Source organism: Cognatiluteimonas weifangensis (genome assembly GCF_003416885.1).
Lineage (GTDB): Bacteria > Pseudomonadota > Gammaproteobacteria > Xanthomonadales > Xanthomonadaceae > Cognatiluteimonas > Cognatiluteimonas weifangensis.
The window spans coordinates 24,900-48,618 of record NZ_QVPD01000012.1; the positions used below are offsets into that span (position 1 = coordinate 24,900).

The 23,719-nt window shown below is 69.5% G+C and carries 25 protein-coding genes and 1 pseudogene; 12 read left to right on the forward strand and 14 right to left on the reverse strand.

Translation table 11 applies throughout. The features are described 5' to 3' along the window. Positions 1-48: 48 nt before the first annotated feature. The 3 genes from hutU to D0Y53_RS13135 all read left to right on the forward strand — a co-directional run bounded on the left by hutU (position 49) and on the right by D0Y53_RS13135 (position 4,482). Entirely contained in the window at positions 49-1,728 is a 1,680-nt protein-coding gene (hutU, locus tag D0Y53_RS10635) for a urocanate hydratase (protein ID WP_117203300.1), read from the forward strand. Between the two features lie 22 nt (positions 1,729-1,750). Next, positions 1,751-3,688, forward strand: coding sequence for a tetratricopeptide repeat protein (locus D0Y53_RS12725; protein WP_147319059.1), 1,938 nt, complete (start codon positions 1,751-1,753; stop codon positions 3,686-3,688). Between the two features lie 188 nt (positions 3,689-3,876). Continuing rightward, positions 3,877-4,482: a DUF1294 domain-containing protein gene (locus D0Y53_RS13135; protein ID WP_158550643.1), complete on the forward strand. Its 606-nt coding sequence runs from the start codon at positions 3,877-3,879 to the stop codon at positions 4,480-4,482. A gap of 65 nt (positions 4,483-4,547) precedes the next feature. Here D0Y53_RS13135 and D0Y53_RS10645 read toward each other — a convergent pair whose 3' ends face one another. Next, positions 4,548-5,204, reverse strand: a complete 657-nt coding sequence (locus D0Y53_RS10645; RefSeq protein ID WP_117203305.1) for an NAD-dependent epimerase/dehydratase family protein — start codon at positions 5,202-5,204, stop codon at positions 4,548-4,550. Positions 5,205-5,300: 96 nt separating this feature from the next. Then, positions 5,301-6,353: a lipoyl synthase gene (gene lipA / locus D0Y53_RS10650; protein WP_117203306.1), complete on the reverse strand. Its 1,053-nt coding sequence runs from the start codon at positions 6,351-6,353 to the stop codon at positions 5,301-5,303. 136 nt (positions 6,354-6,489) lie between these two features. Here lipA and D0Y53_RS10655 point away from each other — a divergent pair, with 136 nt between their 5' ends. The 3 genes from D0Y53_RS10655 to D0Y53_RS10660 all read left to right on the forward strand — a co-directional run bounded on the left by D0Y53_RS10655 (position 6,490) and on the right by D0Y53_RS10660 (position 8,326). Next, positions 6,490-7,164 carry a glutathione S-transferase family protein gene (locus D0Y53_RS10655; protein WP_117203308.1) on the forward strand — a complete coding sequence of 225 codons (675 nt, stop codon included), beginning with the start codon at positions 6,490-6,492 and terminating at the stop codon, positions 7,162-7,164. 215 nt (positions 7,165-7,379) lie between these two features. Continuing rightward, positions 7,380-7,604 (forward strand): hypothetical protein, encoded by a 225-nt coding sequence (locus tag D0Y53_RS12730; protein WP_147319060.1) that lies wholly within the window; start codon positions 7,380-7,382, stop codon positions 7,602-7,604. 227 nt (positions 7,605-7,831) lie between these two features. Beyond that, the gene (locus D0Y53_RS10660; protein ID WP_199492048.1) at positions 7,832-8,326 is read left to right on the forward strand and encodes a hypothetical protein; all 495 of its coding nucleotides are present in this window, start codon (positions 7,832-7,834) and stop codon (positions 8,324-8,326) included. Positions 8,327-8,438: 112 nt separating this feature from the next. Here the strand turns inward: D0Y53_RS10660 and D0Y53_RS10665 are convergent, their stop codons facing one another. Beyond that, positions 8,439-8,924: an NUDIX hydrolase gene (locus D0Y53_RS10665; RefSeq protein WP_117203311.1), complete on the reverse strand. Its 486-nt coding sequence runs from the start codon at positions 8,922-8,924 to the stop codon at positions 8,439-8,441. A 343-nt stretch (positions 8,925-9,267) separates the two neighbouring features. On the opposite strand from D0Y53_RS10665, the gene tyrA reads away from it, so the two are divergent. Further along, the gene (gene tyrA, locus D0Y53_RS10670; protein WP_117203312.1) at positions 9,268-10,398 is read left to right on the forward strand and encodes a bifunctional chorismate mutase/prephenate dehydrogenase; all 1,131 of its coding nucleotides are present in this window, start codon (positions 9,268-9,270) and stop codon (positions 10,396-10,398) included. A gap of 225 nt (positions 10,399-10,623) precedes the next feature. Beyond that, positions 10,624-11,004, forward strand: a complete 381-nt coding sequence (locus D0Y53_RS10675; protein ID WP_158550645.1) for a SpoIIAA family protein — start codon at positions 10,624-10,626, stop codon at positions 11,002-11,004. Positions 11,005-11,180: 176 nt separating this feature from the next. On the opposite strand, the gene D0Y53_RS10680 is transcribed toward D0Y53_RS10675, so the two are convergent. Continuing rightward, the gene (locus tag D0Y53_RS10680; protein WP_233511756.1) at positions 11,181-11,651 is read right to left on the reverse strand and encodes a fasciclin domain-containing protein; all 471 of its coding nucleotides are present in this window, start codon (positions 11,649-11,651) and stop codon (positions 11,181-11,183) included. Between the two features lie 367 nt (positions 11,652-12,018). Between D0Y53_RS10680 and D0Y53_RS10685 the strand changes: the two genes are divergently transcribed. The 3 genes and pseudogenes from D0Y53_RS10685 to D0Y53_RS10690 all read left to right on the forward strand — a co-directional run. Next, positions 12,019-12,276 (forward strand): hypothetical protein, encoded by a 258-nt coding sequence (locus tag D0Y53_RS10685; RefSeq protein ID WP_117203314.1) that lies wholly within the window; start codon positions 12,019-12,021, stop codon positions 12,274-12,276. Between the two features lie 156 nt (positions 12,277-12,432). After that, positions 12,433-12,564, forward strand: coding sequence for a hypothetical protein (locus D0Y53_RS13200; protein WP_267896060.1), 132 nt, complete (start codon positions 12,433-12,435; stop codon positions 12,562-12,564). A 225-nt stretch (positions 12,565-12,789) separates the two neighbouring features. Beyond that, positions 12,790-13,956, forward strand: a pseudogene (locus D0Y53_RS10690) (COG3904 family protein); the annotation flags it as partial. Here D0Y53_RS10690 and D0Y53_RS10695 read toward each other — a convergent pair. The 9 genes from D0Y53_RS10695 to D0Y53_RS10735 all read right to left on the reverse strand — a co-directional run bounded on the left by D0Y53_RS10695 (position 13,897) and on the right by D0Y53_RS10735 (position 22,358). Next, positions 13,897-15,633: a DUF2207 domain-containing protein gene (locus D0Y53_RS10695; protein WP_117203315.1), complete on the reverse strand. Its 1,737-nt coding sequence runs from the start codon at positions 15,631-15,633 to the stop codon at positions 13,897-13,899. The pseudogene D0Y53_RS10690 and the gene D0Y53_RS10695 overlap by 60 nt on opposite strands. Continuing rightward, complete coding sequence (locus D0Y53_RS10700) at positions 15,630-16,190, reverse strand: LemA family protein (RefSeq protein ID WP_117203316.1); 561 nt, start codon at positions 16,188-16,190, stop codon at positions 15,630-15,632. The genes D0Y53_RS10695 and D0Y53_RS10700 overlap by 4 nt, the downstream gene beginning before the upstream one ends. Before the next feature lie 385 nt (positions 16,191-16,575). Next, complete coding sequence (locus D0Y53_RS10705) at positions 16,576-16,794, reverse strand: RNA-binding S4 domain-containing protein (RefSeq protein WP_117203317.1); 219 nt, start codon at positions 16,792-16,794, stop codon at positions 16,576-16,578. Positions 16,795-16,848: 54 nt separating this feature from the next. Beyond that, positions 16,849-17,523 carry a peptide-methionine (S)-S-oxide reductase MsrA gene (msrA, locus tag D0Y53_RS10710; protein WP_117203318.1) on the reverse strand — a complete coding sequence of 225 codons (675 nt, stop codon included), beginning with the start codon at positions 17,521-17,523 and terminating at the stop codon, positions 16,849-16,851. Further along, on the reverse strand, positions 17,520-18,137 hold the full coding sequence (msrB, locus tag D0Y53_RS10715) for a peptide-methionine (R)-S-oxide reductase MsrB (protein ID WP_117203319.1): 618 nt from the start codon (positions 18,135-18,137) through the stop codon (positions 17,520-17,522). The genes msrA and msrB overlap by 4 nt, the downstream gene beginning before the upstream one ends. A 191-nt stretch (positions 18,138-18,328) precedes the next feature. Then, positions 18,329-18,724, reverse strand: a complete 396-nt coding sequence (locus D0Y53_RS10720) for a DoxX family protein (RefSeq protein WP_117203320.1) — start codon at positions 18,722-18,724, stop codon at positions 18,329-18,331. A 162-nt stretch (positions 18,725-18,886) separates the two neighbouring features. Further along, positions 18,887-19,678 (reverse strand): general secretion pathway protein GspB, encoded by a 792-nt coding sequence (locus D0Y53_RS12735; RefSeq protein WP_147319061.1) that lies wholly within the window; start codon positions 19,676-19,678, stop codon positions 18,887-18,889. Between the two features lie 3 nt (positions 19,679-19,681). Beyond that, positions 19,682-21,340 carry an ExeA family protein gene (locus tag D0Y53_RS10730; protein ID WP_158550646.1) on the reverse strand — a complete coding sequence of 553 codons (1,659 nt, stop codon included), beginning with the start codon at positions 21,338-21,340 and terminating at the stop codon, positions 19,682-19,684. 55 nt (positions 21,341-21,395) lie between these two features. Continuing rightward, the gene (locus tag D0Y53_RS10735; RefSeq protein WP_117203323.1) at positions 21,396-22,358 is read right to left on the reverse strand and encodes a DMT family transporter; all 963 of its coding nucleotides are present in this window, start codon (positions 22,356-22,358) and stop codon (positions 21,396-21,398) included. A 38-nt stretch (positions 22,359-22,396) separates the two neighbouring features. Here D0Y53_RS10735 and D0Y53_RS10740 point away from each other — a divergent pair, with 38 nt between their 5' ends. Beyond that, positions 22,397-22,756, forward strand: coding sequence for a TfoX/Sxy family protein (locus D0Y53_RS10740; RefSeq protein WP_117203324.1), 360 nt, complete (start codon positions 22,397-22,399; stop codon positions 22,754-22,756). Between the two features lie 51 nt (positions 22,757-22,807). On the opposite strand, the gene D0Y53_RS10745 is transcribed toward D0Y53_RS10740, so the two are convergent. Beyond that, positions 22,808-23,638 carry a DUF72 domain-containing protein gene (locus D0Y53_RS10745; RefSeq protein WP_117203325.1) on the reverse strand — a complete coding sequence of 277 codons (831 nt, stop codon included), beginning with the start codon at positions 23,636-23,638 and terminating at the stop codon, positions 22,808-22,810. Between the last annotated feature and the right edge of the window lie 81 nt (positions 23,639-23,719).

The window sequence follows — 23,719 nt, forward strand, 5'->3', positions numbered from 1 at the left end:
ACCCCCGGTGCCATAATCGCCCGGTTACCGCTTTCCAAAGGTTCCCGGATGCCCTCCCGCAACGATTCCTCCCGCTTCGACGCCAGCCGCCGCATCCGCGCCCCGCGCGGCGCCACGCTCACCTGCAAGTCGTGGCTGACCGAAGCGCCGTTCCGCATGCTGCAGAACAACCTGGACGCCGAAGTCGCGGAAAACCCGGCCGCGCTGGTGGTCTACGGCGGCATCGGCCGCGCCGCGCGCGACTGGGCGTGCTACGACGCGATCATCGAATCGCTCAAGACCCTGGGCGACGACGAAACCCTGCTGGTGCAGTCCGGCAAGCCGGTCGGCATCTTCCCCACCCACGCTGACGCCCCGCGCGTGCTGATCGCCAACTCCAACCTGGTGCCGCACTGGGCCACCTGGGAGCACTTCAACGAGCTGGATAAGAAGGGCCTGATGATGTACGGGCAGATGACCGCCGGCAGCTGGATCTACATCGGCAGCCAGGGCATCGTCCAGGGCACCTACGAAACCTTCGTCGAGATGGGCCGCCAGCATTACGGCGGCGACCTGACCGGCAAGTGGATCCTCACCGCGGGCCTGGGCGGCATGGGCGGCGCGCAGCCGCTGGCCGCCTCGCTGGCCGGCGCCTGCAGCCTGACCGTCGAATGCCAGCAGTCGCGCATCGACATGCGCCTGCGCACCCGCTACGTCGACGAGCAGGCCACCGACCTGGACGACGCGCTCGCCCGCATCGCCAAGTACACGGCCGCCGGCGCAGCCAAATCCATCGCCCTGCTGGGCAACGCCGCCGAAGTACTGCCGGAACTGGTGCGCCGCGGCGTGCGCCCGGACGCCGTCACCGACCAGACCAGCGCCCACGACCCCGTGCACGGCTACCTGCCGCTGGGCTGGACGGTGGAGCAATGGCTGGCCCTGCAGCAGACCGACCCCGACAAGGTGCGCGACGCCGCCAAGCAGTCCATGCGCGTGCACGTCGAGGCGATGCTCGCGTTCCAGCAGCAGGGCATCCCCACCTTCGACTACGGCAACAACATCCGCCAGATGGCCTTCGACGAAGGCTGCACCAATGCGTTCGACTTCCCCGGCTTTGTCCCCGCCTACGTGCGCCCGCTGTTCTGCAAGGGCATCGGCCCGTTCCGCTGGGTGGCCCTGTCCGGCGACCCCGAGGACATCTACAAGACCGACGCCAAGGTCAAGGAACTGATCCCCGACGACAAGCACCTGCACCGCTGGCTGGACATGGCGCGCGAGCGCATCCACTTCCAGGGCCTGCCCGCGCGCATCTGCTGGGTCGGCCTGGGCCAGCGCGACAAGCTCGGCCTGGCCTTCAACGAGATGGTGCGCAACGGCGAACTCAAGGCCCCGATCGTGATCGGCCGCGACCACCTCGACAGCGGCAGCGTCGCCAGCCCCAACCGCGAAACCGAAGCGATGCAGGACGGCTCGGATGCCGTCAGCGACTGGCCGCTGCTCAACGCCATGCTCAACGTTGCCGGCGGTGCGACCTGGGTGTCGCTACATCACGGCGGCGGCGTGGGCATGGGCTACTCCCAGCACAGCGGCCTGGTGATCGTGTGCGACGGCAGCGAAGCCGCGGACAAGCGCATCGCGCGGGTGCTGTGGAACGATCCTGGGACCGGGGTGATGCGGCATGCGGATGCGGGGTATGAGGTTGCGAAGCAGTGTGCGCGGGAACAGGGGTTGAAGTTACCAATGATGTAATTGCAGTTGATAGGGGAAGGAAATGGCTCAAGTTTCAGCGTTTGTCGCGCACAGTTTTAGTGCGCAAGACGAAGAGCATGTGAACAAATTCCTTGGCTTTCTATCGCACTTGTCGGAGATTAATTCGGGATTTTCGTGGGCGCACGCACTAGTGGCTAAGCCACAAGATTTGCGTGAAAAAGTCTTAGAGGCGATCAACGACAAAAACCTCCTGATAGCTATTTGCTCACGCCATAGCTACTCAATAAGCCCATCCGACGTGCGATCCGGATGGATAGGTTCAAACGTGAAGTTCTCGAAAGATGATCTCGTTTGGACCGCTTCCGAATGGATAATTCAAGAAATTGGGCTTGCATTTGGGCGGGGTATGAACTTGGTTCTTCTCGTCGAGGAAGGAGTCCGAAAGCCTGGTGGACTGCAGGGAAACATTGAGTACATCGACTTCGTTCGTAAAGCCCCTGAGCGATCTTTCGTGCGGCTTATGGAGATGATCAATGCGCTGATTTCGGCGTCTCCCGATCAGGGCGTCGTGGGCGACGCAAATACTCCGGAAGAAGACTCGCAGAAGCCGCCTCAAGTATTGGGTAGTGAGGGTCCGCCACCAAGTTCCTCGCTGTCCCTAAACGAATTGGAGCATGGTTGGTTCATGGCGCTACTGCATGGTGATGAAGCTGGGCAAGTGCAATTTAAAGATGCATTTCTGACTTCGAGTCATGGTGCATCAAGCGTTCAAAGGGCCCGATGGGATTCTCGCGAAAATTGGCTTAAGCAACTTGTTAACGGTAACGGCAGCATAGATGAGGTAAGACGCCTACGAGAGGAGTGGCCTAATGATTCAGAAATAGCTATGAATGAAGCTCGTTTATTCGAGCAAATGGAAGAATATTCGGTCGCATCTCGTTCGTTCCTGATCGCTGCAGAGAACGAATTAGACCCCAAGACCAAGGTCAAGTATTTAACTTCTGCTGCGGCTGCGTTGACTCGCTCAGACAGATTCGATCAAGCGCAGAAGACATTGCAGTCGGCAAGAGAGGTCGTTTCGTCCTCGAATGATCATGCGCTAATGATCGAATTCATGCGAGCTTTTCCCAGTATCTATGAAGCACAGGAAAAGCTAACAAAAGTGGCCGCGCTGGAGGTGCTCCTTGAAGGCGATCCAGGAGATCACGCGATTCGTTTTGACCTTGCTTACCTATACGGCGAACTGGAAATGCAAGAGATGGCGTTCTTTCACTATGGTCGCATTCCTCGTGCGGCCAGATCCTCTGGGGCATGGAATAATTTTGGTGTTGCTGCCGGAGCACTGAAGCTTTCAGGCGTTTCCATCAACGCCTATACGCAAGCAGGAAATGCTGGAAATACATTGGCAATTAGTAACAAGGCAAGGCGACAGCGTGATGTGGGCCTTTATGACGAGGCTGAGGCTGCATGTCGGGCGGCGTTGATGATTGCGGATTGCGATAGCCAAGTTGCGGAAACACTTAGTTCGATCGCAACATTAAAAGAGAAGGAGCAAAAAATTGTTTCAGAAATACGAACACGGTCAGCTCCAATTTCAGAATTTATGCGCTCACTGGGACGCGCATGTGCGACCTCGCCTATTCCCATAAGTGGCTCGTTCGACTTGCCGGAATGTAGCTGCGTGATCTCGGTGCGTGGCGAAGATTTTGAGCTGCTGGGCAGCTATAAACGCCAGGGGGGATTAGCCAGTTTGATTGGGCGGGGTCAGTCGGAAAATACACTGACGCTTAAATTTCTCGGGAAGAGATATGGAAATGCAGTGATGGGGAAAGTTACTCGTACACCGGCAGGAGTCACAAAGCCGACGATACTTGGAGATGTGATCGATGAATCAAGGTTCTGTCTGTATTTTGACGGGCGGAGCGACACGCTGCAGATTATCGAGCTCGGATCTTCCGCATCGAAGAGCAAGCGATATACCGCCACTCGTTCAAGTTGAGGTTGGAGTGAAACACGGGTCGGAACCCAAATTTTAGTAGTGCACTGAGCAAGCCAGTGTCGTCGGAAGAACAGGGGTGGGCGGAAAACGGGGGGTCAGAGTATATTTTTGAAAGTGGATAAATCCTGATGGTTGCGATTTCCATCTCATTCCCTGCAAAAGTTCCGTGCACCTCAAGACGATTCGCGATGAGACTCGTTGGCCGCATTTCCGGGTGGAATGACGACAAGGGCTATGGCTTCGTGGTGCCGAACGGCGGCGGGGATCGTGCCTTCGTGCACGTCAAGGCCTTCCAGTTCGGCTCGCGCCGGCCAGTTGGCGGCGACCTGATCTCTTACGCAGCGGGGCGCGATGCGCGCGGCCGCACCAATGCGACCGAAGTCCGGTTCGCCGGTCAAAGGATCGAGAAGAGGAAGCCCCCGCTGCCGATCCCGCGCGTGCTGCTGGGCGGCCTCGCCCTGCTGGGGATCGGGCTTGGTGCCGCATTCGGCGTCGTGCCGCTGCTGCTGGCGGCTGCCTTTGGCCTGCTCAGCCTGCTGTCCTACCTGATGTACTCGCTGGACAAGGCGGCGGCCCGAGCCGATGCGCAGCGGATTCCCGAGAACACGCTGCACCTCGTCGACCTGCTGGGTGGCTGGCCCGGCGCACTCATCGCGCAGCAACGGCTGCGGCACAAGACCATCAAGGCATCGTTCCAGTGGGTGTTCTGGTGCAGCGTGCTGGGCAACCTTGCGATCGCGACCTGGCTGGTTCGCAGCGGCATCGCGCGTGCGGTGGAGGATGCGGTGCTGTGAACGCAGGAACAGGGGTCAGAGTGCAATTTTTTGCGGGGCATTAAGAACGTCTCGATTCCCCGCGCTCAGCCGCCCAGCCGGTTGATCTCCGCGTTTTCCACCACCGCGGGCGGATCGTCCTGGCGCAGCAGCGCCAGCATCGCGCGGCCGATGCGCGCGGTGGTGGTCATGGCCCGCGGCAGCAGCCGCACGCCCAGGCCCATGAACGGTCCGGTGAGGGCGTACATCCGCGCCAGCCCGGGGTGCGGGGAGCGCACGCCATCGACGGGCTGGATCGCGCCGGGGCGCAGCATCACCGTGCGGATCGGCAACGCCGCCAGGGCGCGCTCGGCTTCGCCTTTCACCCGCAGCGGCATCAGGCGGCTGTCGGGGTTGGAGGCGGCGCCCGAGATGTAGACGAAGGTCAGGGCCGGATTGCGTCGCGCCAGGGTGCGCGCCACGTTGAGCGTCAGGTCCACGGTGACGTGGCGGAAGTCGGCCTCGGTCGTGCCCAGCGGCAGCGCGCCGGCGCAGTACAGGCAGGCGTCGAACGGATGCAGGCGGTCCTCGACCGCGCGCAGGTCGGCGAAGTCCGGCACCACGATGTCTTCGAACTTCGGGTCCGGCTGGCCGCTGGGATGCCGGCCCAGCGCCGCGACGTGGGTGACGTCGGCGGCGCGCAGGCATTCGCGCAGCACGCCCTGGCCAACCAGTCCGGTGGCGCCGGTAAGGAGGATGCGCATGGCGATCTCCGGTAGCGCGACGTGCGCAGCCTACAACCACGGTGGTGAAGACGGCGGGTGTCGGAGCCGACCTTCTGGCCGGGCGAGGGGCCGCCCTCAGCAGCGCAGCGACTGCATGGTCGTCGCCGACTCGCGGATGGCGTCCAGGACTTTCTGCTTGCCCTCGTCCAGGCCGACGTTGTCCTGTTCCAGCACGCGCTCGGCGCGGTAGCTGGAGCGGACCAGTGGGCCGGACACGGCTTCCAGGAAGCCCTTGGACAGGGCAAGTTCGCGGTATTCGCGGAATTGCTCGGGGCTGACGAAGCGTTCCACCGGCAGGTGGTTCCTGGTCGGCCGCATGTACTGGCCCATCGTCACCACGTCGACATCGGCCGCGCGCATGTCGTCCAGGGCCTGCGCGATCTCGTCGTCGGTTTCGCCCAGGCCCAGCATCAGGCTGGTCTTGGTGATGACCTTGGGGTCGTGCTGCTTGGCGAACTTCAGCACGTCCAGCGTCTGTTCGTAGCCGGCGCGCGGGTCGCGCACCGGGTGGGTCAGGCGCTTCACGGTCTCGAGGTTCTGGGCGAAGGTGGCGAGGCCGGCGTCCAGCACCTGGGCGACGAGGGCGTGCTTGCCCTGGAAGTCGGGCGTGAGCGCTTCCACCGCGGTGTCCGGCATGGTCAGGTGGATGGCGCGGATGCAGGCGGCGTAGTGGCCGGCGCCGAGGTCGGGCAGGTCGTCGCGGTCCACCGAGGTCAGCACCACGTACTTCAGGCCCATCAGGCGCACGGCGTCGGCGACGTGGGCCGGCTCCAGCGGATCCAGCCAGCCGTTGGGGTTGCCGGTGTTGACCGAGCAGAACTTGCAGGCGCGGGTACAGACCGAGCCCATCAGCATCAAGGTCGCGGTGCCGCGCTCCCAGCATTCGGCGATGTTGGGGCACTTGGATTCCGCGCACACGGTGGACAGCTTGTGCGAGGTCACGATGTCCATGACCTCGCGGTACTTCGCGCCGTTGGGCAGGCGCACGCGCAGCCACGGCGGCTTGGGGCCGACGTCGGGGATCTGGCTCAGCGCATTGGGCTTGATGCCGTCCAGCACGGCAGGCGTGCCTTGCGGGCTGACGATCTTGCTGCCGGAGGCGGGACGGGAAGTGGAGCTGTTGCTCATGGGGGCCGTGCGCGGACGATGGGGCCCGACCATTGTACCGGAGCGGGTTTTTCGCACCCCGTGCTTGCCGGCCGATCGCGGCCGGAGGACCATCCTTTCCAGCCGATCCGCCACGAACCCCGAGGAACAGATATCCATGAAGCTCTACTACCACCCGGCCTCGTCCGCCAGCCGCATCGTAATGCTGTTCGCCGCACAGGAAGGCATTGCGCTGGATTACGTGCTGGTCGACCTGATGGCCGGGGCGCACCGCCAGCCGGAGTACAAGGCGGTGAATCCCAGCGCGCTGGTGCCGGTGCTGGACGACGACGGCTTCGTGCTGACCGAGAGCGGGGCGATCCTGCGCTACCTGGCCGGCAAGACCGGCTCGCGCGCCTATCCGGCGGAGCTCAAGGCGCGGGCGCGGGTGGACGAGGCGATGGCCTGGTTCTACGGCAACTACTACAAGGACTTCGGCTACGGCCTGGTCTATCCGCAGCTGTTCCCGCACCACAAGCGCCCCACCGAGGAGGCGCATGCCGCCACCATCGAGTGGGGCCGCAAGCAGTCGCTGCGCTGGCTGGATGTGCTCGATTCGCACTTCCTCGGCCATGGCAACGCTTTCCTCTGCGGCGACGCCCCGACCCTGGCCGATTACGCCGGCATCGAGATGGTGACCGTGGGCGAGCTGGTGGGCTGCACCCTGCAGGATTACCCCAACGTCTGCGGCTGGATCGCCCGGATGAAGGCGCTGCCGCACTGGGCCGAGGTCCACGCCGCGCACGAGGGCTTCAAGGCCTCGCTGGCGGGCAAGGCGTTCGTGGCAATCTGACGGGCCGGCGCGCGAAGGCAAGCCGCCACTACGGGGCTGGCGATCGCAGACCCGGATGTCCCATCCCTACGACATCCGTGACGCGGCTTGCCTCCAGATTCGTTCAGTTTGGCTTGGCCCACGCCTGTTCAGGCAGCCGCGCGGTTGTTACAATATGGCCCGTAAATTGCTGTAAATATTGAACTTTATGGAGGCCGATCATCAAGAATCCGTTGTTGTTCCTGTTCCGCCGCAAGCTCCGGGCCGAGCGCCCGCGGCCGGCAGCGCTGCCGCTGCCTCCGGACTTCCATCCCGGACTTTCCGATGCCGCTCCCGCCCCGGCTTCGGCTGCACCACGCCGTCGCCGTCAGCGTCACGTGGGCTATACCACGGCCACCTACGCGACTCGGCCGCGCCGCCCCGGCTCCGGCGTGCGGCAGACGATGTTCCGCATCGTCTGAGGCCCGACTTCTTCCCCGCTTCACCTTGGCGCCATGGTGTGTTCACCCGCGCGCTGCAGGCTGGCGTTGCCTCGGGATAGACGCGGCCCACAACCGGGCCGGTCGCCGCGGCCCGCGTACCCTTCACCCACGGAGGCCAGGCCATGGCAGCACACACGCAAGACGATGGCGGCGCGCGCCGCGGCAACCGCTGGCGGCCGCTGATCTGGGGCGCGGCGGGAGTCGCGTTGCTGTTGCCGCTGGCGGCGATGCGATGGTTCCCGGCCAGCGGGGTGGAGTGGACGCGGTCGGATTTCGCGGTGATGGGGGCGCTGCTGTTCGCCGCCTGTGCGGCCTATGAACTGGCAGCGTGGCTGTCGGCCAGTCGCGCGTACCGGGCCGCGGCCGGCATCGCGATCGCGACCGGATTCCTCACCGTCTGGGTCAACCTGGCCGTCGGCATGATCGGCGACGAGGGCAACCCTTGGAACCTGCTGTTTGTCGGCGTACTGGGTGTCGGCCTGGTCGGCGCGTTGGTCGCGCGCCTGCGCGCCGGCGGCATGGCGCGCGCCATGCTCGCCGTCGCGCTCGCGCAGGCTGCGGTCGCCGTGCTCGCGCTGGTCGCCGGGGCGGATCCGCGGGGTGCGATGTTCGCGCTGGGCTTTGCCGTGCCGTGGTTGCTGTCGGCGGTGCTGTTCGGCAAGGCGACGCGGGCCGCTGTGCGTGCCGACGCCAGGTCCTAGCGGGCCGCACAATTGTCGCAGGGCGTTGCGGGCGGAACTGCATTCGAAGGCTGGTGATGCAGCCGGCGCCTCGCGACCGGGCTACTGCCGGCGCGGGCCCGCCACCGGCGGGTCACGGCGCCGCGTCGCGTGCGTCCGTGGCGATGCGCAACTGCGGCAGCGGCGGCCGCGCGATGAATTCGCGCCGCACGTGCGCGAACAGTTCGCGCTGGCCGCCGAAGGGCAGCAGTTCGATCGCTTCGTCGAAGCCGACCCAGCGGAATGCGTCGTGCTCGCCGTTCAGCCGCACCGCGGCGTCGACGGCGACGAAGGCGACGAACGCGGGCACCACCTGGATGGCGTTCTCGCGCACGTCGTAGAACTGCTCGCAGCGGTCGGCCGAGTAGAGCGCGGTGGGCGCCAGCCCGGTTTCCTCGGCCAGCTCGCGCAGCGCGCAGCGCCACGCGCGTTCGCCGGGCTCGACGTGCCCGGCGACGTAACTCCAGACGCCGTGCAGATAGGCGCCGGCGCGATGCAGCAGCAACACCTGCGCATCGGCCCCGGCACCGCGCAGCGCCAGCAGCGACACCATCGTGCAGCGGATCGGGATTTCGGACATGGCGGGGTTCCTCGCGACCTTGCCGCGCTGGCGACTCGCCGGCGTGCGACGCGCCCGCGCGACGCCCGGATCGTGCAGTTCCCGCGCGGCATGGCACTCGTCGGCCTGGCGAGCCTGGATGATAGGTCGGTTGCCCCGGGGTGCGGAGCGCCGGCCTGCCGCGCGGGGCGGCGCGCCGACCGGAATTGCGGCGCCGGGCCGAGCGCAGGCGCTGGCACGGATGGCTGCGAACGGCGGACCGGCTTGCGGATCGCGACCGGCTGCCCGGTCGCGGCGCTGATTGCCATCGATCCCCGGCGTCCCCAGAATGCGCTGACATTTCAGCGCATCGGCGGCGACCTGCGTGTCCAGCGACCTTTCCCGATTGCGTGCGCAGATCGATCGCATCGACGACGAACTGATCCAGCTGCTGGCGCAGCGCGCGCGCCTGACCGCCGCGGTGGGCGAGCACAAGAGCGTCCATGGCCTGCCGCTGTACGTGCCGGAACGCGAAGCGGAACTGCTGGCGGCGCGGCGGCAGGCGGCCGCTGCCGCGCAGGTCAATCCCGATCTGGTCGAGGACGTGCTGCGCCGGGTGATGCGCGAGTCGTATGCGACCCAGGACGCGCGGTTTCCGGCGACCGGCGACCTGTCGCGGCCGGTGGTGATCGTCGGCGGCGCCGGCGCGCTGGGGCGCCGCCTGGCCACGTTCTTCGCGCGCTCGGGTTACCCCCTGCGCACGCTGGAACAGGACGACTGGCCCCGCGCCCGCGACCTGCTGGCCGATGCCGCCCTGGTGCTGGTGGCGGTGCCGATCGACCGGACCTGTGCCGTGATCCGCGCGCTGCCGGACCTGCCCGCCGATTGCGTGCTGGCCGACGTCACCAGCATCAAGGCGGCACCGCTGGCAGCGATGCTCGAGCGCCACGCGGGCCCGGTGGTCGGGCTGCACCCGATGTTCGGCCCGGATGTGAGCAGTCTGGCCAAGCAGGTGATCGTGGTCTGCCACGGCCGCGGTCAGGCGCATTACCGCTGGCTGCTCGAGCAGATGGGGCTCTGGGGCGCGGTGCTGCGGGAGGAATCGCCCGCGCAGCATGACCGCGCGATGGTGCTGATCCAGGCCATGCGCCACTTCACCAGCATGGCCTACGGCGTGTTCCTGCAGCGCCAGAACGCCGACCTGCAGGCGCTGATGCGGCTGAGCTCGCCGATCTACCGCCTGGAGCTGGCCATGGTCGGCCGCTTGTTCGCGCAAAGCCCGGCGCTGTATGCCGACATCATCATGGCCGCGGCCTGCCTGCCCGAACTGCTGGGCGACTACCGGCAAGCGCTCGACGAGCTGCTGCAACTGGTGCGCGAGGGCCAGCGCGAGGCGCTGATCGAGCGCTTCCACCGCACCCAGGGGTATTTCGGCGAGTTGGCCCCGGCCTTGCTGCGCGAAAGCAGCGAGCTGTTGCGCAAGGCGCACGACAGCCGCGATCCCGCCCGCGGCTGATCCGGCCTGCGCTCGCGCGTCAGCGCTGTCCGGCGGCGGGTTGCGGGCAGCCGGCGCACGGCAGCGCTTGCAGGCCGGCGGCAAGCGCTTGATCGCGTCTTCGGCGCGGCTGGCGGCGGCGCGTTCGGGATGTGCGAACCGGGCGCGTGCCGCGACGATCGACGGGCCGTGACATCGCCTTACGCGGGGGCGCGTGAGCATGCCGCGTCCTCCCGGAGCGCGAAGATGATCGAGGTCCTGCCGGCGCCGGCGCACGTGGCGGCATTCCGCGTCACCGGCACGCTGACGGTGGGCGACTGCGACCGCTGCATCACCGAGGTCGAGGCGCGGCTGGAGGCGCACGCGCGCATTGCGCTGTTCTGCGATCTCGCCGGGATGCGCCGGATCGCGCCCGCGGCGCTGACCAGGGACCTGCGCTTCGCACTGGAGCTGTGCGGCCAGTCGCGGCGCTTCACACGCAGCGCGCTGGTCACCGAACGTGCCTGGCTGGCCCGGCTGACGCGATTCGCGGCGCGGTTCTTTGCGCGCACCGAGGTCCGCGTCTTCGCCCCCGCGGAACGCGCCATCGCGCTGGCGTGGGCGAGCGTGGCGTTGCCGGGGAACTGAGCGGGTCCGCCGTGGCCTGCGGAGCTTCGCGTGGCGGATTCCGCCGATGGAAAGGCCCGGGCGCAGATGCGCAAGCGAGGCCCTGTCGGCGGCCGTGGCCGGAAGGAGCGCTTGCGGACACCAAAATGGCGGGGCTTGCGCCCCGCCATGGTCTTGCTTCCCTGCAAGGGTTTGGTTCAGTGCCTGGTCGGGATGTTGACCTTGTCGATTCCGTGCAGGACGCCGTTGCTGGAGGCGATGTCCGGTGTGGTGAGTTCGGCATCGCCGATCCGCACCCTGGAACCGCTCATCACGATCGGCGCGGACTGGCCATTGATGGTTTTCACCGCCGTCAGCTTGCCGATCTCGGCTGCGCTGGAGCGGCCCGCCAATACGTGGTAGTTCATCACCGCCGCGAGCTCGTCCTTGTTTTCCGGCTTCAGCCAGGTGTCGAGCTGGCCGGGCGGCAATTTGCCGAAGGCCGCGTCGGTCGGTGCCAGTACGGTGAACGGACCATTGCCCTTGAGGGTGTTGGCCAGGCCGGATTGACGCAATGCGTTGCTGAAGATCTTGAACGACCCGTTGGCCGCCGCCGTGTCGACGATGTTCCTTGTGGCGGAGGACGGGGCGCTGGTGCTGGTGCTGGATGTGCTGTGCATGCTGCTCATGGGAGTTGCCCTTGGTAATGACGCGTCGGAAGCCGGCGCGAAGCGGCCGAAGCCGTGCTTCCTGCAGGGCAGGAAGAAGATGCTCAGGGCGGGGATGGGGCGGAAGCGGCTGAGTTGCCGTTACGACATTTCATCGTAGTGCCCGCGCACTATGCGCCTTGCATTGTTATCCGGGTGTCACGAGCCGGTTGCGGGATCACGCCTGTGGCAGGGCTTGGGTGCTAGCGTTGCGGACCGATGCATTGCATCGATCCGGTGGCGAGCGCCATGCAGAACGCCAAGCTTCATCGCTATGTGAGCACGAACGGACCTTCCTCCACCTTTGCCGAATGCCCGTCGCGTGCCCTGGCGGTGGCCGAGGACGGGGGTGGGCCACTACCGCTGGCAGCTGGGCGCGCGCGTCGCGACGATGGCGACGCTTGTGATAGCCACGATCGTGGTCGTGACGATCGTGATCGCGGCGATCGCGCGGGAGACGCTGCCCGCGGCAGCCAGCGCCCGCGCCTTCCGCGCAATTGATGCGGGCGGGATCGCCTGTCCGCATGCGCCACCCGTCGGCGCGACAAAACCCGTCGAGCGCCGACGGGGGCACGCACTTGCACCGTTCGCCATCGCCCCTGCGTGAGCTGGCCTGCGGGTGCCATTGGCCGCGCAGGCGTGCGGTGCTTCATCGACGACCGCGCCAGCCCCGGTAGCAGCGCCTGCGGGCTTGGGGGTGTGACCGGGGTCGCAGACGCGTGCGGCGGGCTGGCGTTAGATCGCGGTAACGGGAGGGGTCGCCATGAACGCAGGAGTGCCTGACCGGCCGGACCGGTTCGAACAGATCGCCCGGGGCATGCTGGTGCTCGCCCTGGTCGCCGGCATCGTCTGGGCGTTGGCCCAGGGCGGCGCGCTGCCGCTGCCGGGGGCATAGCGGCGCCGCCGGCCTGCCTCCGCACGCAACCGTGCGGACTCACCTCGCGGCAGGGGGTTGCCGTGCGCATGCACAGGCGGCAGTGGCAGGGGCGGGCGAGCGGGAGACCGCAGGATTCATCACCGGTTGGGCTCGTCGCCGGCGCCAGCGCCTAGACTAGGCATCGACCGTCCCGCACGCCGCTCCGGCGCACGCGGCCGGCATCTGCGTTCATCGATGCGAAGCATGCCCCAAGCCTGGTCAATCGCCGCCCTGTGCCTGCTGCTGGCAGCCTGCAACGGGCCGGCGCCGCCGGTTGCCCCCGCGCCGACGCAGAACTCCGCGACCAGCGCCGACAACGGCGGCGCGATCAGCACGCCCGTGGTCGTCACCCCGCCGCTGACCGCCGACGTGCTCAAGGGCACCAAGTGGCCGCCGGCGGCGTTGACCTCCGGCGAGGCCTCGATCAGCTGCGACACCGACTACGCCACCGCCGGCGACGGCATGCCGCTGGTCAACCTGGAATTCTTCGCCGTGCTCGACGCGATGTCCGGCTGCCGCGAAAGCGGCGTGGTACGCCTGCGCTACCGCGGCAAGATCGCGGCCGACTTCACCGACCTGGTGCAGCGCGTGGTGGCGATGGCCGACCGCATGGACCTGGACAAGCGCATCCTCGACATCGATTCCACCGGCGGCCAGGTGGAGGACGGCATCCGCGCCGGCGATACCATCGCCGATTCGCACTGGACCATCTGGGTGCGCGAAGGCGACACCTGCCACAGCGCCTGCGTGTTCATCCTCGCCGCGGGCGACAACCGGCTGATCTCCGGGCAGGTCGGCATCCACCGCATCATCCGCCTGCATTCGGACGCGACCACGCGCGCGCAGCTGGACCAGGAACTGCGCGCGGTGCACGACCAGATCAAGGACTACCTCGGCCGCAACGGCGTCGACGTGGCGATCGCCGACATGATGATGACCGTGCCCAGCCGCGACCTGCGCCTGCTGAGCGCGGACGAGCTGCAGCAATACGGCCTGTCCGGCGGCAACCCGGCGCAGGCCGACCTCGACCGGATCGGTCTGGCGCGCAAGTGCGGCGCCGACTTCGTGCATCGCAAGGAAGCCTTCGTGCGCGCGTTCGAGCGCAAGTGCGCCGCGCCCGGCGACGAGGTGCAGACGATGAGCGATTGCGGCGTGGAGTTGCGCCAGCGCTACGGCTTCCCCGACCGCCGTTGCCCCGGCGAGAGCCCGCTGTCGGAATACGACTGAGCCGGCGCGCCCGCGCGCGTGTCACGACGACGCAGTGTCGGCTCGCACGCTGCGTGCGACACGCGCGCTCCCGCACCCGCCGCGTCAACGCCCGCCGCCACCCCCGCCGCCGCCGCCACCGCCGGAGGAGCCGCCGCTGCCGGAGGAACTGCCCGGCGGACTCGACGAGGCGGCGATCTGCGAGCTCAGGCTGCTGCCGATGGCGCTGGCGAAACTGCCGAGGTCGCCGCCGCGGCCGCCGCTGTACCAGGTCATCGCCGCCGTGCTCGCCGCCGCCGCGGCCGCGCCGACGGCGAGCGTGAACTGCCGCGTCCACGCCTCCTCGACTTCCAGCGCGACGGCGTAGGGCAGCAGCCGCTGGTAGCGCTCGGCGTCCAGCGGCGGCGCCGCCTCGGGGCCGGGCAGGCGCGCGAGTTCGTCGCGTTCGGCCACGCCCAGGTAGAGCTTCAGGCCTTCGATCTGGTCCAGCAGTGCGCGCCCGGCCGGCGTCGGCGCCTTCACCAGCCGCGCGAACGCGATCACGACCGCGGTCATCAGCAGCGTGCAGGCAAGGATCGCCGGCAGCCCGGCGCCGCCGCTGGCCAGCAGCGCCAGCGCGGTGGCGACCGCGTCGATCGCCGCCGCGGCGACGACGCTGCGGCCGTTGCTGCGGAACAGCGACGGCTGGTACTGCGCCTTCAGGGCCGCGGTGTGCGCCGCTTGCGCCGCCTGCAGGGTCGTGGCGTTGCGGCTGGCCAGCGCGAGCTCGTCGCCGCCGCCGCGGAACAGCCTGTCCAGCAGTGCGCGTTGCGGGCCGGTCGCGTGCGCCGTGGCGGGCGCCTGGCGTTGCAGCGTCCAGGCGTCCTTGAGCAGCTTGTCCTGGCGCTGGATGCGCACCTCGCCGGCCACGGCCAGGGCGAGCAGGTCGGAGGAGAAGCAGCGCGTGTCGTAGCCCATGCGCCGCAGGTAGCGCAGGCCGGCCGGCGAATGTCCCGCCGGCGGCTCGTAGCGGGCGATGATGATGCCGGGACGCGGGTCGCGCCCGAGCTGGCGCCAGCGCCGCAGGCAATAGCCCGACAGGACCAGCAGGCCGAGCAATGCCAGCAGCGCGCCGCGGTTGTCGCGGAAGAACCACCGCACGCGCTGCGTCCGCGTGGGCGCGGGCACCAGGCCCTTGGGGAACGACAGCACGATGGTGAAGCCCTCGCCGGGCGCCAGCGGCTGCGTGAGCTGCCAGCGCGCGCTGCCCGGTGCCGGCAAGCTGGCCATGAACGCTTGCCCGGTGGCGCCCTGGGCGCCGGTGAACCCGCCGGCGCGCAGGGCGGCGATCGGTACCGGTTGCGGCAGGCGCAGCTGCACGGTGCCGCGCTCGATCGGGAATGCCCAGCCGGTACCGATCGCGTTCCAGTACAGCTCGTCGTGGTCGGCGAAGAAGCCGAGCTGGCGCGTGGTGCGGTAGCGCAGGGTGTAGGTGTAGTCGGCCGGCACCGGCAGCAGCGCGTCGTTGCCGGTGTTGATGCGCACGCCGTTGGCCTTGCGCTCGGTGAACCAGGGCTCCGGGCGGCCGTCGCGGGCGACATCGAGCATTTCGAAGTCGACCACCACGCGGTTGCCGTAGCGGTCGCGGTAGCGGGTCGGGAAATCGCGGTAGATGCCGCGGCGGATCCGGTCGCCCTCGGCGCGCACGGTGATGCGCTCGGTGACCTCGAGGCTGCCGTCGGCCTGCACCGCGATTGCGCTGTCGTAGGCGAGGATGCGCTCCTGCGCGTGGATCGCTACCGGCAGCAGCAGTGCCAGCGGCCACAGCAGCGCCAGCAGCGACTTCATCGACAGGGATTTCATCGCGACAGCTCCACCTTCACGGGCCTGCGTTCGCCCGCGCCGGCCTGGAAGAATTCCGCGCCGGCGAAACCGCAGCCGCGCGCGATCAGGGCGTCGGGGAAACGCTGGGTGGCGTCGTTGTAGTCGCGCACCGCGCCGTTGTAGAAGCGGCGCGCGTATTGCAGCTGTTCTTCCACCGCGACCAGGTCGCGCTGCAGCTGCAGGAAGTTGTCGCTGGCCTTGAGCGCGGGATAGGCCTCCTGCAGCGCGAACAGGCGGCCGAGTCCCAGTTGCAGCGCGTTCTCCAGTTCCCCCAGTTGCGCCGGCGCGGCCTGGGTCAGCGCCTGCGCGCGCAGTGCGGTCACCGCTTCCAGCAGCGCGGACTCGTGGCCGGCGTAGGCGCGGACGGCGGCGACCAGTTGCGGCACCAGGTCGTGGCGGCGTTGCAGCTGCACGTCGATGTCGGCCCAGGCGGTGCGCACCTGGTTGCGCAGCCGCACCAGCGTGTTGAACACCAGCAGCGCCCAGGTGCCCAGGGCCAGCGCCACCAGCAGCAAGGTCGTGGTCAGCAGCGTCATCCGTGGTCCCCCCTCGGACCCGCGCATGTCCGCGCGGATCCTGACGTGTCGGCATTATTGCGCGAAAGGTCGGATGGCCTAACCGCCGCACCCCTCACCCTGCTGCGCGCCGCGCAGCGGTCCCTCTCCCCGCAAGCGGGGCGAGGGGGGCGGCAGCGCGCTCGGCGCAGCGGCTCTTCCTCGTCGAAGAGGGGAATGGTCGCAGCGCGCCCGGCGCAGCGGCCCTCTCGCGTCGAAGAGGGGATGGTCGCAGTGGCGCTCGGCGCAGCGGCCCTCTCTCGTCGAAGAGGGGGATGGTCGCAGCGGCGCTCGGCGCAGCGGCCCTCTCCCCGCTTGCGGGGAGAGGGTGTCCGCAGGACGGGTGAGGGGTGCGGCTGTTGCTGCGCTAGGGCGCCGCAACGCGGATTTCGGTATCGCCCAGGCGCACCACCTGGCCGGCGCGCAGCTTGCAGGTCTTGCGCAGCTCCACCGCTCCGTCCACGCGCACCGCGCCGCTGGCGACCAGCGCCTTGCCGGCGCCGCCGCTGTCGGCCAGGCCGACGAGTTTCAGCAACTGGTTGAGCTCGACATGATCGCGGTCGAGCACGAAGTCGATGCGGCGCATGCGCGGTTCCCGACGGCGCTCCCGACCGCGGCGACGATCGCCCGGCGCTGCGCCTCAATCGCCACGATACAGCGCCGGCAGCAGCTGCTGCAGGTGCACGAGCTTGGGCGCGTCGTAGCGGACGATGTAGGGCGCGTCGGGGTGCCGGCGCAGATAGTCCTGGTGGTGGGCCTCGGCCGGGTAGAACCGGGTCAGCGGCTCGACCCGGGTGGCGATCGGCTGCGCGAACGCCCGCGCCGCGGTCAGCTGCGCGATGTAGGCCTCGGCGACCCGGCGCTGCTCCGCGCTGGTGGTGAAGATCTGCGAGCGGTATTGCGGGCCGACGTCGGGCGTCTGGCGGTCGCGCTGGGTGGGATCGTGCGCGACCGAGAAGAACACCTGCAGCAGCTGGCCGTAGCTGATCTGGCCCGGGTCGTACACCACCCGGACCGCTTCGGCATGGCCGGTGCGGCCGGTGGCGACCGTGCGGTAATGCGCGCTGGCCGCGTCGCCGCCGGCATAGCCGGAGACCACGTCGCGGACGCCGCGGACGTGCTCGAACACCGCTTCCACGCCCCAGAAACAACCGCCGGCGAACACCGCGACCTGCGGGCCCGCGGCCGCCTCGCGCGGCAGGTCGCGCGCGGGGGCGGGCAGCGCCACTGGCGGGTTGCCGGCGCCGGCGAAGTCGCAGCCGGCGAGCGCGACGAGCGCGACGAGCGCGGACAGACGCTGGCGCAGGGCGTTCATGCGGCGGCTCCCGGGCGGGCCGCACGCGCGGGCGCAGGCGCGAACCGCAACGCCACGGAATTGATGCAGTAACGCAGGCCCGTCGGCGGCGGCCCGTCGTCGAACACATGGCCCAGATGCGCGTCGCAGCGCGCGCAGGACACCGCGGTACGCAGCATGCCCAGGCTGCGGTCGCGCGTCTGCACCACGTTCTCGCGCGCGATCGGTTGCCGGAAGCTCGGCCAGCCGGTGCCGGACTCGTACTTGCTCGCCGCGTCGAACAGCGCGGTATCGCAGCCGATGCAGCGGAACACGCCGGGGCGGTGCTCGGCCAGCAGCGCACCGCTGAAGGCGCGTTCGGTGCCGTGGTCGCGGGTGACGCGGTAGGCCAGCGTCGAGAGCTGCGCACGCCAAGCCGCGTCGCTCCGCACCAGCCTGGGCACGGTCCGCGTCCGCAGGCGTTCGCCGGCGTCGGAGAACTCGATGATCGTGACCGGTCCCGGCGCGACGTCGCTACCGGCGGCGGCGCGGCGGCCGCAACCCAAGGCCAGCCCGGCCGCGGCCCATACCGAGGCCACCAGGAAGCTGCGGCGCGAGGACCGCGACACGGCAACGAGCGAACGACGACCATTCATGGCGGCCACGCTGGGGGAAACAGTCCCCGGCAACCTGTCGTGCCATGAGACCGCGGGCACGGGCGCGAGGTTCCAGCGCGTGCCGGGGCAACCCGCGGCGTCCGGCCTGAATGGGGGCAGGCCCAGTGCCTGCCGCTTGGTTGCGCGCGGTGCGACGCAGCAGGCTGCTGCGTCGCACCGCCGATGTCGCCTCAGCGGCCGTTGATGCCGTAGCGGCCCGGGCCGAGCAGGGCGAGCGCCAGTGCGGTGCCCAGGAACATGCCCTGCAATTCCAGCGCCCAGCCGCCCTGTTCGTTGAGCAGGCCCAGCTGACCCATGTGCGCCAGCGCCAGCGCGAACAGCATGTTGACCGCGATCAGCAGCGCGCCGACGCGGGCATAGAAACCGGCGATCAGCAGCAGCGGCGCCAGCACCTCGCCGACCAGCACGCCGTAGGCGAGGACCGACGGCAGGCCGTAGGCGGCGACCATGCCTTCGATCCCCGACACGCCGCCCTTCAGCTTGGCGATGCCGTGCAGCAGCACCAGTGCGCCCAGGGTCAGGCGCAGGATCAGCTTGCCGAGATCGGATTGCGTGTTCTGGTTCATCGAGTCTGTCTCCCCATAGAGTCGGATGCGACCGTTCGCAGCGGTCGCCGGCAGCATAGTGCGACGGGCGCGGGCTGTAATGTGCGGGTGCGGCATCGCGGTGCTGGCCCGCGCAGGACGGCGCGCTGTCCCGGGTGGAAAAGCCGGCACGCGCCTTGGCGCTCAGGGCAGCGGCAGGCGCAAGCGGCGGCCGTTCCAGTCCAGCAGCACGCCGTCGCGGGCGATCGCGACGACGACTGCGTCGCCGATGCGGTCGCCTTCGCCCGCGCGCTGGCCGTCGAGGATCACGAAGCGTCGTGCCGGATCCGGATTCCACAGGTGCATGCTGAGTTTCAGCGGCGGCAACGCCCGGCGCTCTTCCACCGACAGGGCGGACAACGACAGCGGGGCGTCGATGGCCGCGGCCGGGGCCGGCTGCGCAGGCGGCAATGCGGGCGGCGATGCGGGCACGGGTGACAGGGCCGTGGGCGCCGGCGCACTGGGCAGGTCTGCGGTCGTCGCGACTGCGGGTGTGGGTGTGGGCGTGGGCGTGGGCGTGGATGTGGATGTGGATGTGGATGTGGATGTGGATGTGGATGTGGACGGGGCGACGCCAGCGACTACGGCCGCCGCCGGCACCGCTGAGGTGGGCGACGTGCCGGACATGGCCGCTGCCGGCGGCGGGATTGCCGCAGCAACCGTGGCGCGCGCGGACGGGGGCACATCGCGGGTCGGCGCCGGAACCGTCGCCGACAGGGGCGCAGGCGCTGCGGGGTGCGACGGTGCCGGCCACCAGCCGCGCGCGAACCACGCGGCCGCCAGCAGCAGTGCCAGCACCGCCGCGGTCCGCCGCCAGGCCGGTGCAGGCGTCGCCGGTGTGGCCGGCGCCGGCGGCAACTCGACGCGCAGATCCGGCGCCTGGCCGCGACGGCGCTCGGCTTCGGATTTGCGCAGCGCTTCCAGGATCAGCGACATGGCTCAGTCCAGCGCCGGCTGCAGGTGCGGGCCGGGTGCGGCCGCGGTCAGCGCGAACAGGGTTTGCGGGCCGATCACGCCATCGGCGGCGAGGCCGTGCGCGGCCTGGAAGCGGCGTACCGCGACATCGAGACCGGCAGCGGTTGCGTCGGCGGGCGCGGCGGCCGGATCGGCGAGCCGATGGCGCAGCCAGGCCGTGGCCGCGGCGTCGTCGGATGCGAGCGGCACGGGCAGGTCCGGTGGCGCGCGCCACAGCGCGGCATAGTCCCCGGTCCAGGCCCGTTGCAAGGCGACCCGCGGGACGTCGACCTGCACCTGGCCCAGCTGCAGCCGCACGCGCAGCGCGTCGCCGCCGAGCAGCAATCCCCACGCCGGCCCCGCGCGCGTGGGCAGGCGCAGCAGCACCGGGCGGCCGATGGCGACCAGCGCATCCAGGTCGGCGCGTGCGCGCAGGCAGTGCACGCCCGGCGCCAGCTGCGGGGCGCAGCGCGCGGCGCGGGCGGCGTCGGCAGCCCCGGCCGGCAATTGCCACAGCGCCAGCAGCGCCTGCCACGGGGCCAGCGGCGTCGCCGCGGCGCGGGTCGCATGCTGCGCGAAAGCCTCGGCATCGGCGACCGTGGCGACGGGTGCGCGGGCGGTTGCGGTCGCCGAGACCGGCGTCGCCGCGATGGCCGGGGCCGGCGGCGTCGCGGCCCGCGCCGGAGCCGGTGGCATTGCGATCTGTGTAGTGGTTGGTGGCGAGCGGCCCAGGCCGAACGCGGCGAACAGCAGCGCGACCACCGCGACCGCCAGCAGCGCGTGGACCGCGACGGCCACACGATGGCGACGGCGCCGCGGCGGCAGCACCTCCGCGGCGGCGAGGTCGACCAGGCGCGCGCCGGGATGGCGTTCGTCGCGGGCGTAGCCGGCCAGCAGGCTGCGCTCGGCGATCGCGTTGAGCAGCCGCGGCACGCCGCCGGAGTGCGCATGCAGGCGCGCGATCGCGGCCTTGTCGAACGGCAGCGTCCCGCCGCCGGCGACGCCGTAACGGTGGCGCAGGTAGCGTTCGCTCTCGGCTGCGTCCAGCGGCGTGAGGTGGTAGCGCGCGGTGATGCGTTGCGCCAGCTGGCGCAGTTCCGGGCGCGCCAGCAGCGTGCGCAGCTCGGGCTGGCCGAGCAGGACGACCTGCAGCAGCTTCTGGGTGGCGGTCTCCAGGTTGGTCAGCAGCCGCACCTGCTCCAGCGCCGCAATCGACAGGTCCTGCGCCTCGTCGATGATCAGCACCACGCGCAGGCCCTGCGCATAGGCCTCGAGCAGATAGGCGTTGAGCGTATCGACCAGGGCCTTGATGCTGCCGCGCGGATCGCGGCCGTCGCCGCCGCGCAGTTCCAGATGCAGTTCTTCGCAGACGGTTTGCAGCAGCTCGACAGGAGTCTGCCGCGGATTCAGCACCAGCGCGACGCGGGTGTTTTCCGGCAACTGTTCCAGCAGCAGCCGGCACAGCGTGGTCTTGCCGGTGCCGACCTCGCCGGTCAGCTGCACGAAGCCGCCGCCGCCGCCGGTGTCGATGCCGAACAGCAGGTGCGCCAGCGCCTCCCGGTGGCGCTCGCTGAGGAACACGAAGCGCGGATCCGGGGTGATCGAGAACGGCGGCTCGGCGAGGCCGTAGTGCCGGAGATACATGCGCGGGCCGGTGGCGGCGGGGGATCTAGCCTGCCACGAAACGCCGCGCGGGGAGCTACTCGGCCGTGCCCTTGGCCTCGGCGGTGCCGAGCATCTCCGGGTGCTGCAGCCGTCGCGGCGGCGCCAGCAGCGGATGCGCCAGCACCGCGCCGAGGATGATGGCCACGCCGACATAGAACTGCGGCGTCAGCTCGCGCTGCTCGCCCAGCAGCAGGATCGCCAGCACGATCGCGTACACCGGCTCCAGGTTGACCGCCAGCTGCGCGGCGAACGCGCTCATGTGCCGCAACGCCACCAGCGACAGCACGAACGGCAGCAGCGTGCAGGCCAGCGCCAGGGCCAGCAGGTACAGCGCGTCGCGCGCGCCGGGCAGCACCAGCAGCTCGCCGGCGAAGGCCTCCGCCGCCAGCGGCGCCAGCAGCAGCGGCAGCAGCGGCGCCAGCAGGGTCAGTGCCGCGGTGCCGGCGCCCAGTTCCAGCGCGGTCATGGTCAGCGGATCGGCATGCTCGACCAGGCGCTTGTTGAGCGAGCCGAACACGGCGACGAACAGCGCCGACACGGTACCCACCGCGATCCCCAGGCGCATGCCGTGCGGCACCCCGCCGACCACCAGCGCCACGCCCGGCAGCACCGCCAGGCCGAGCGCGAGTTCGCGCCTGGAAAACCGGCGGCCGGCGATTTTGGGTTCCAGCAGCGCGGTGAACACCGTCGCCAGCGCCATGCAGGTGGCGCCGACCGAGGCGTTGGCCAGCTTGATCGCGCCGTAGAAGGTCAGCCAGTGCAGCGCCACCAGCACGCCGATGCCGGCGTAGGCCCAGCGCAGCCGCGGCGACAGCGCCCGCAGCCCGCGCCACACCCGCGGCACGCAGGCCAGCGCGGCGACCACCAGCAGCATCCGCCACCACACCAGCGGCAGCGCCGGCAGCGTGATCAGCTTGCCGAAGATCGCGGTGAAGCCCCACAGCAGCACGCAGACGTGGATCTGCCAGAACGCCTTGCGGGTGTCGGTCATCGGCATCGCGACATTGTAGAGTGGGCCGGCGACCGCGGTGGGCCATGGGCGACGATTTCCTCGACTATCTGCACGAGTTGTTCTCGGCGTTCGCGCCGGTCCGCGCGCGGGCGATGTTCGGCGGCCACGGCATCTACGCCGCGGTCGGCGGCGAGGAGCGGATCGTCGGCATCGTCATCGACGGCGCGCTGTACCTGAAGGCCGATGCCCTGAGCGCGCCGCGCTTCGCGGCCGCCGGCGGCGCGCCGTTCGTCTACCGCGGACACGGGCGGCCGGTCGCCATGAGCTACTGGTCGCTGCCCGATGCGGCGCTGGACTCGCCGCTGGCGCTGCGGCCGTGGGCGCAGCTGGCGTGGGAGGCGGCGCTGCGCAAGCCGCCGGGGCGCAAGCGGCAGCGCCGATGAGGGGCGCGGCCGCCGCCGGCACTTTCGCCGGGAGGGCGGCCTCGGGCCGCTTCAGCGCTCTCCCAGCAACCCCAGCAATGCCATCGCCGCGGCCGGGTTGCGCTCCTTGGCGGCGCTGATGAAGTAGACGAACACGCTGCGTGGCCCGGCGGCCACCGCGCTGGCCGGCTCGATCCGCGGCAGGTCGGCCGGCTCCTCGCCGACGGCCCACAGCCGCGCGCGTTGCGCCCAGCGCTGCAGTTCCGGCGGCGGGTAGCCGCTGGCGATGCCGGCGCGCGTGCGCATCAGCCGCGCGTAGACGAAATCCGTGGTGACATCGGCGAAGGACGGGTACTCCGGGGAATCGGTGAAGACCGTCGCCATGCCGTATCGGCGGGCGAGGGCGAGGTAGGCGGCGTCGACGAACTGCCGGTCGCGCACGTCGAGCACGTGGCGCAACGCGTACCCGCCGACGCTGCCCGGCAGCAATGCCAGGAATGCGGCGAAATCGTCGCGGTCGATGCGCTGGCCGGCGTCGAACTGCCACACCAGCGGCCCCAGCTTGGGGCCGAGTTCGACGATGCCGCCGAGGAAATCCTCGATCTGCGGACCGGCCCTGGCGAGCACCCGCGACTGCATGATCCGTCGCGGCGCCTTGGCCGAGAACACGAAACCCTCCGGCGTTTCGTCGCGCCATCGGGCGTAGGTCGCCGGTTTCTGCGTGCCGTACCAGGTGCCGTTGATCTCGATCGCGCTGACGTGGCGGCTGGCGTATTCCAGCTCGCGCCGCTGCACCAGGCCCTTGGGATAGAAGTTGTCGCGCCACGGCGCATAGGTCCAGCCGCCGATGCCGACGCGGATGTCGTCGCCCGCGGCCGCCGGCCGCGCGACCGGATCGCTCATGGCCGGCTACGTGCGTCGCGGGGCGCGCGACAGTGGCGGTGGCCGATGGTGTCGTGGGTGCCGGCGGTCGCGGCCATGGCG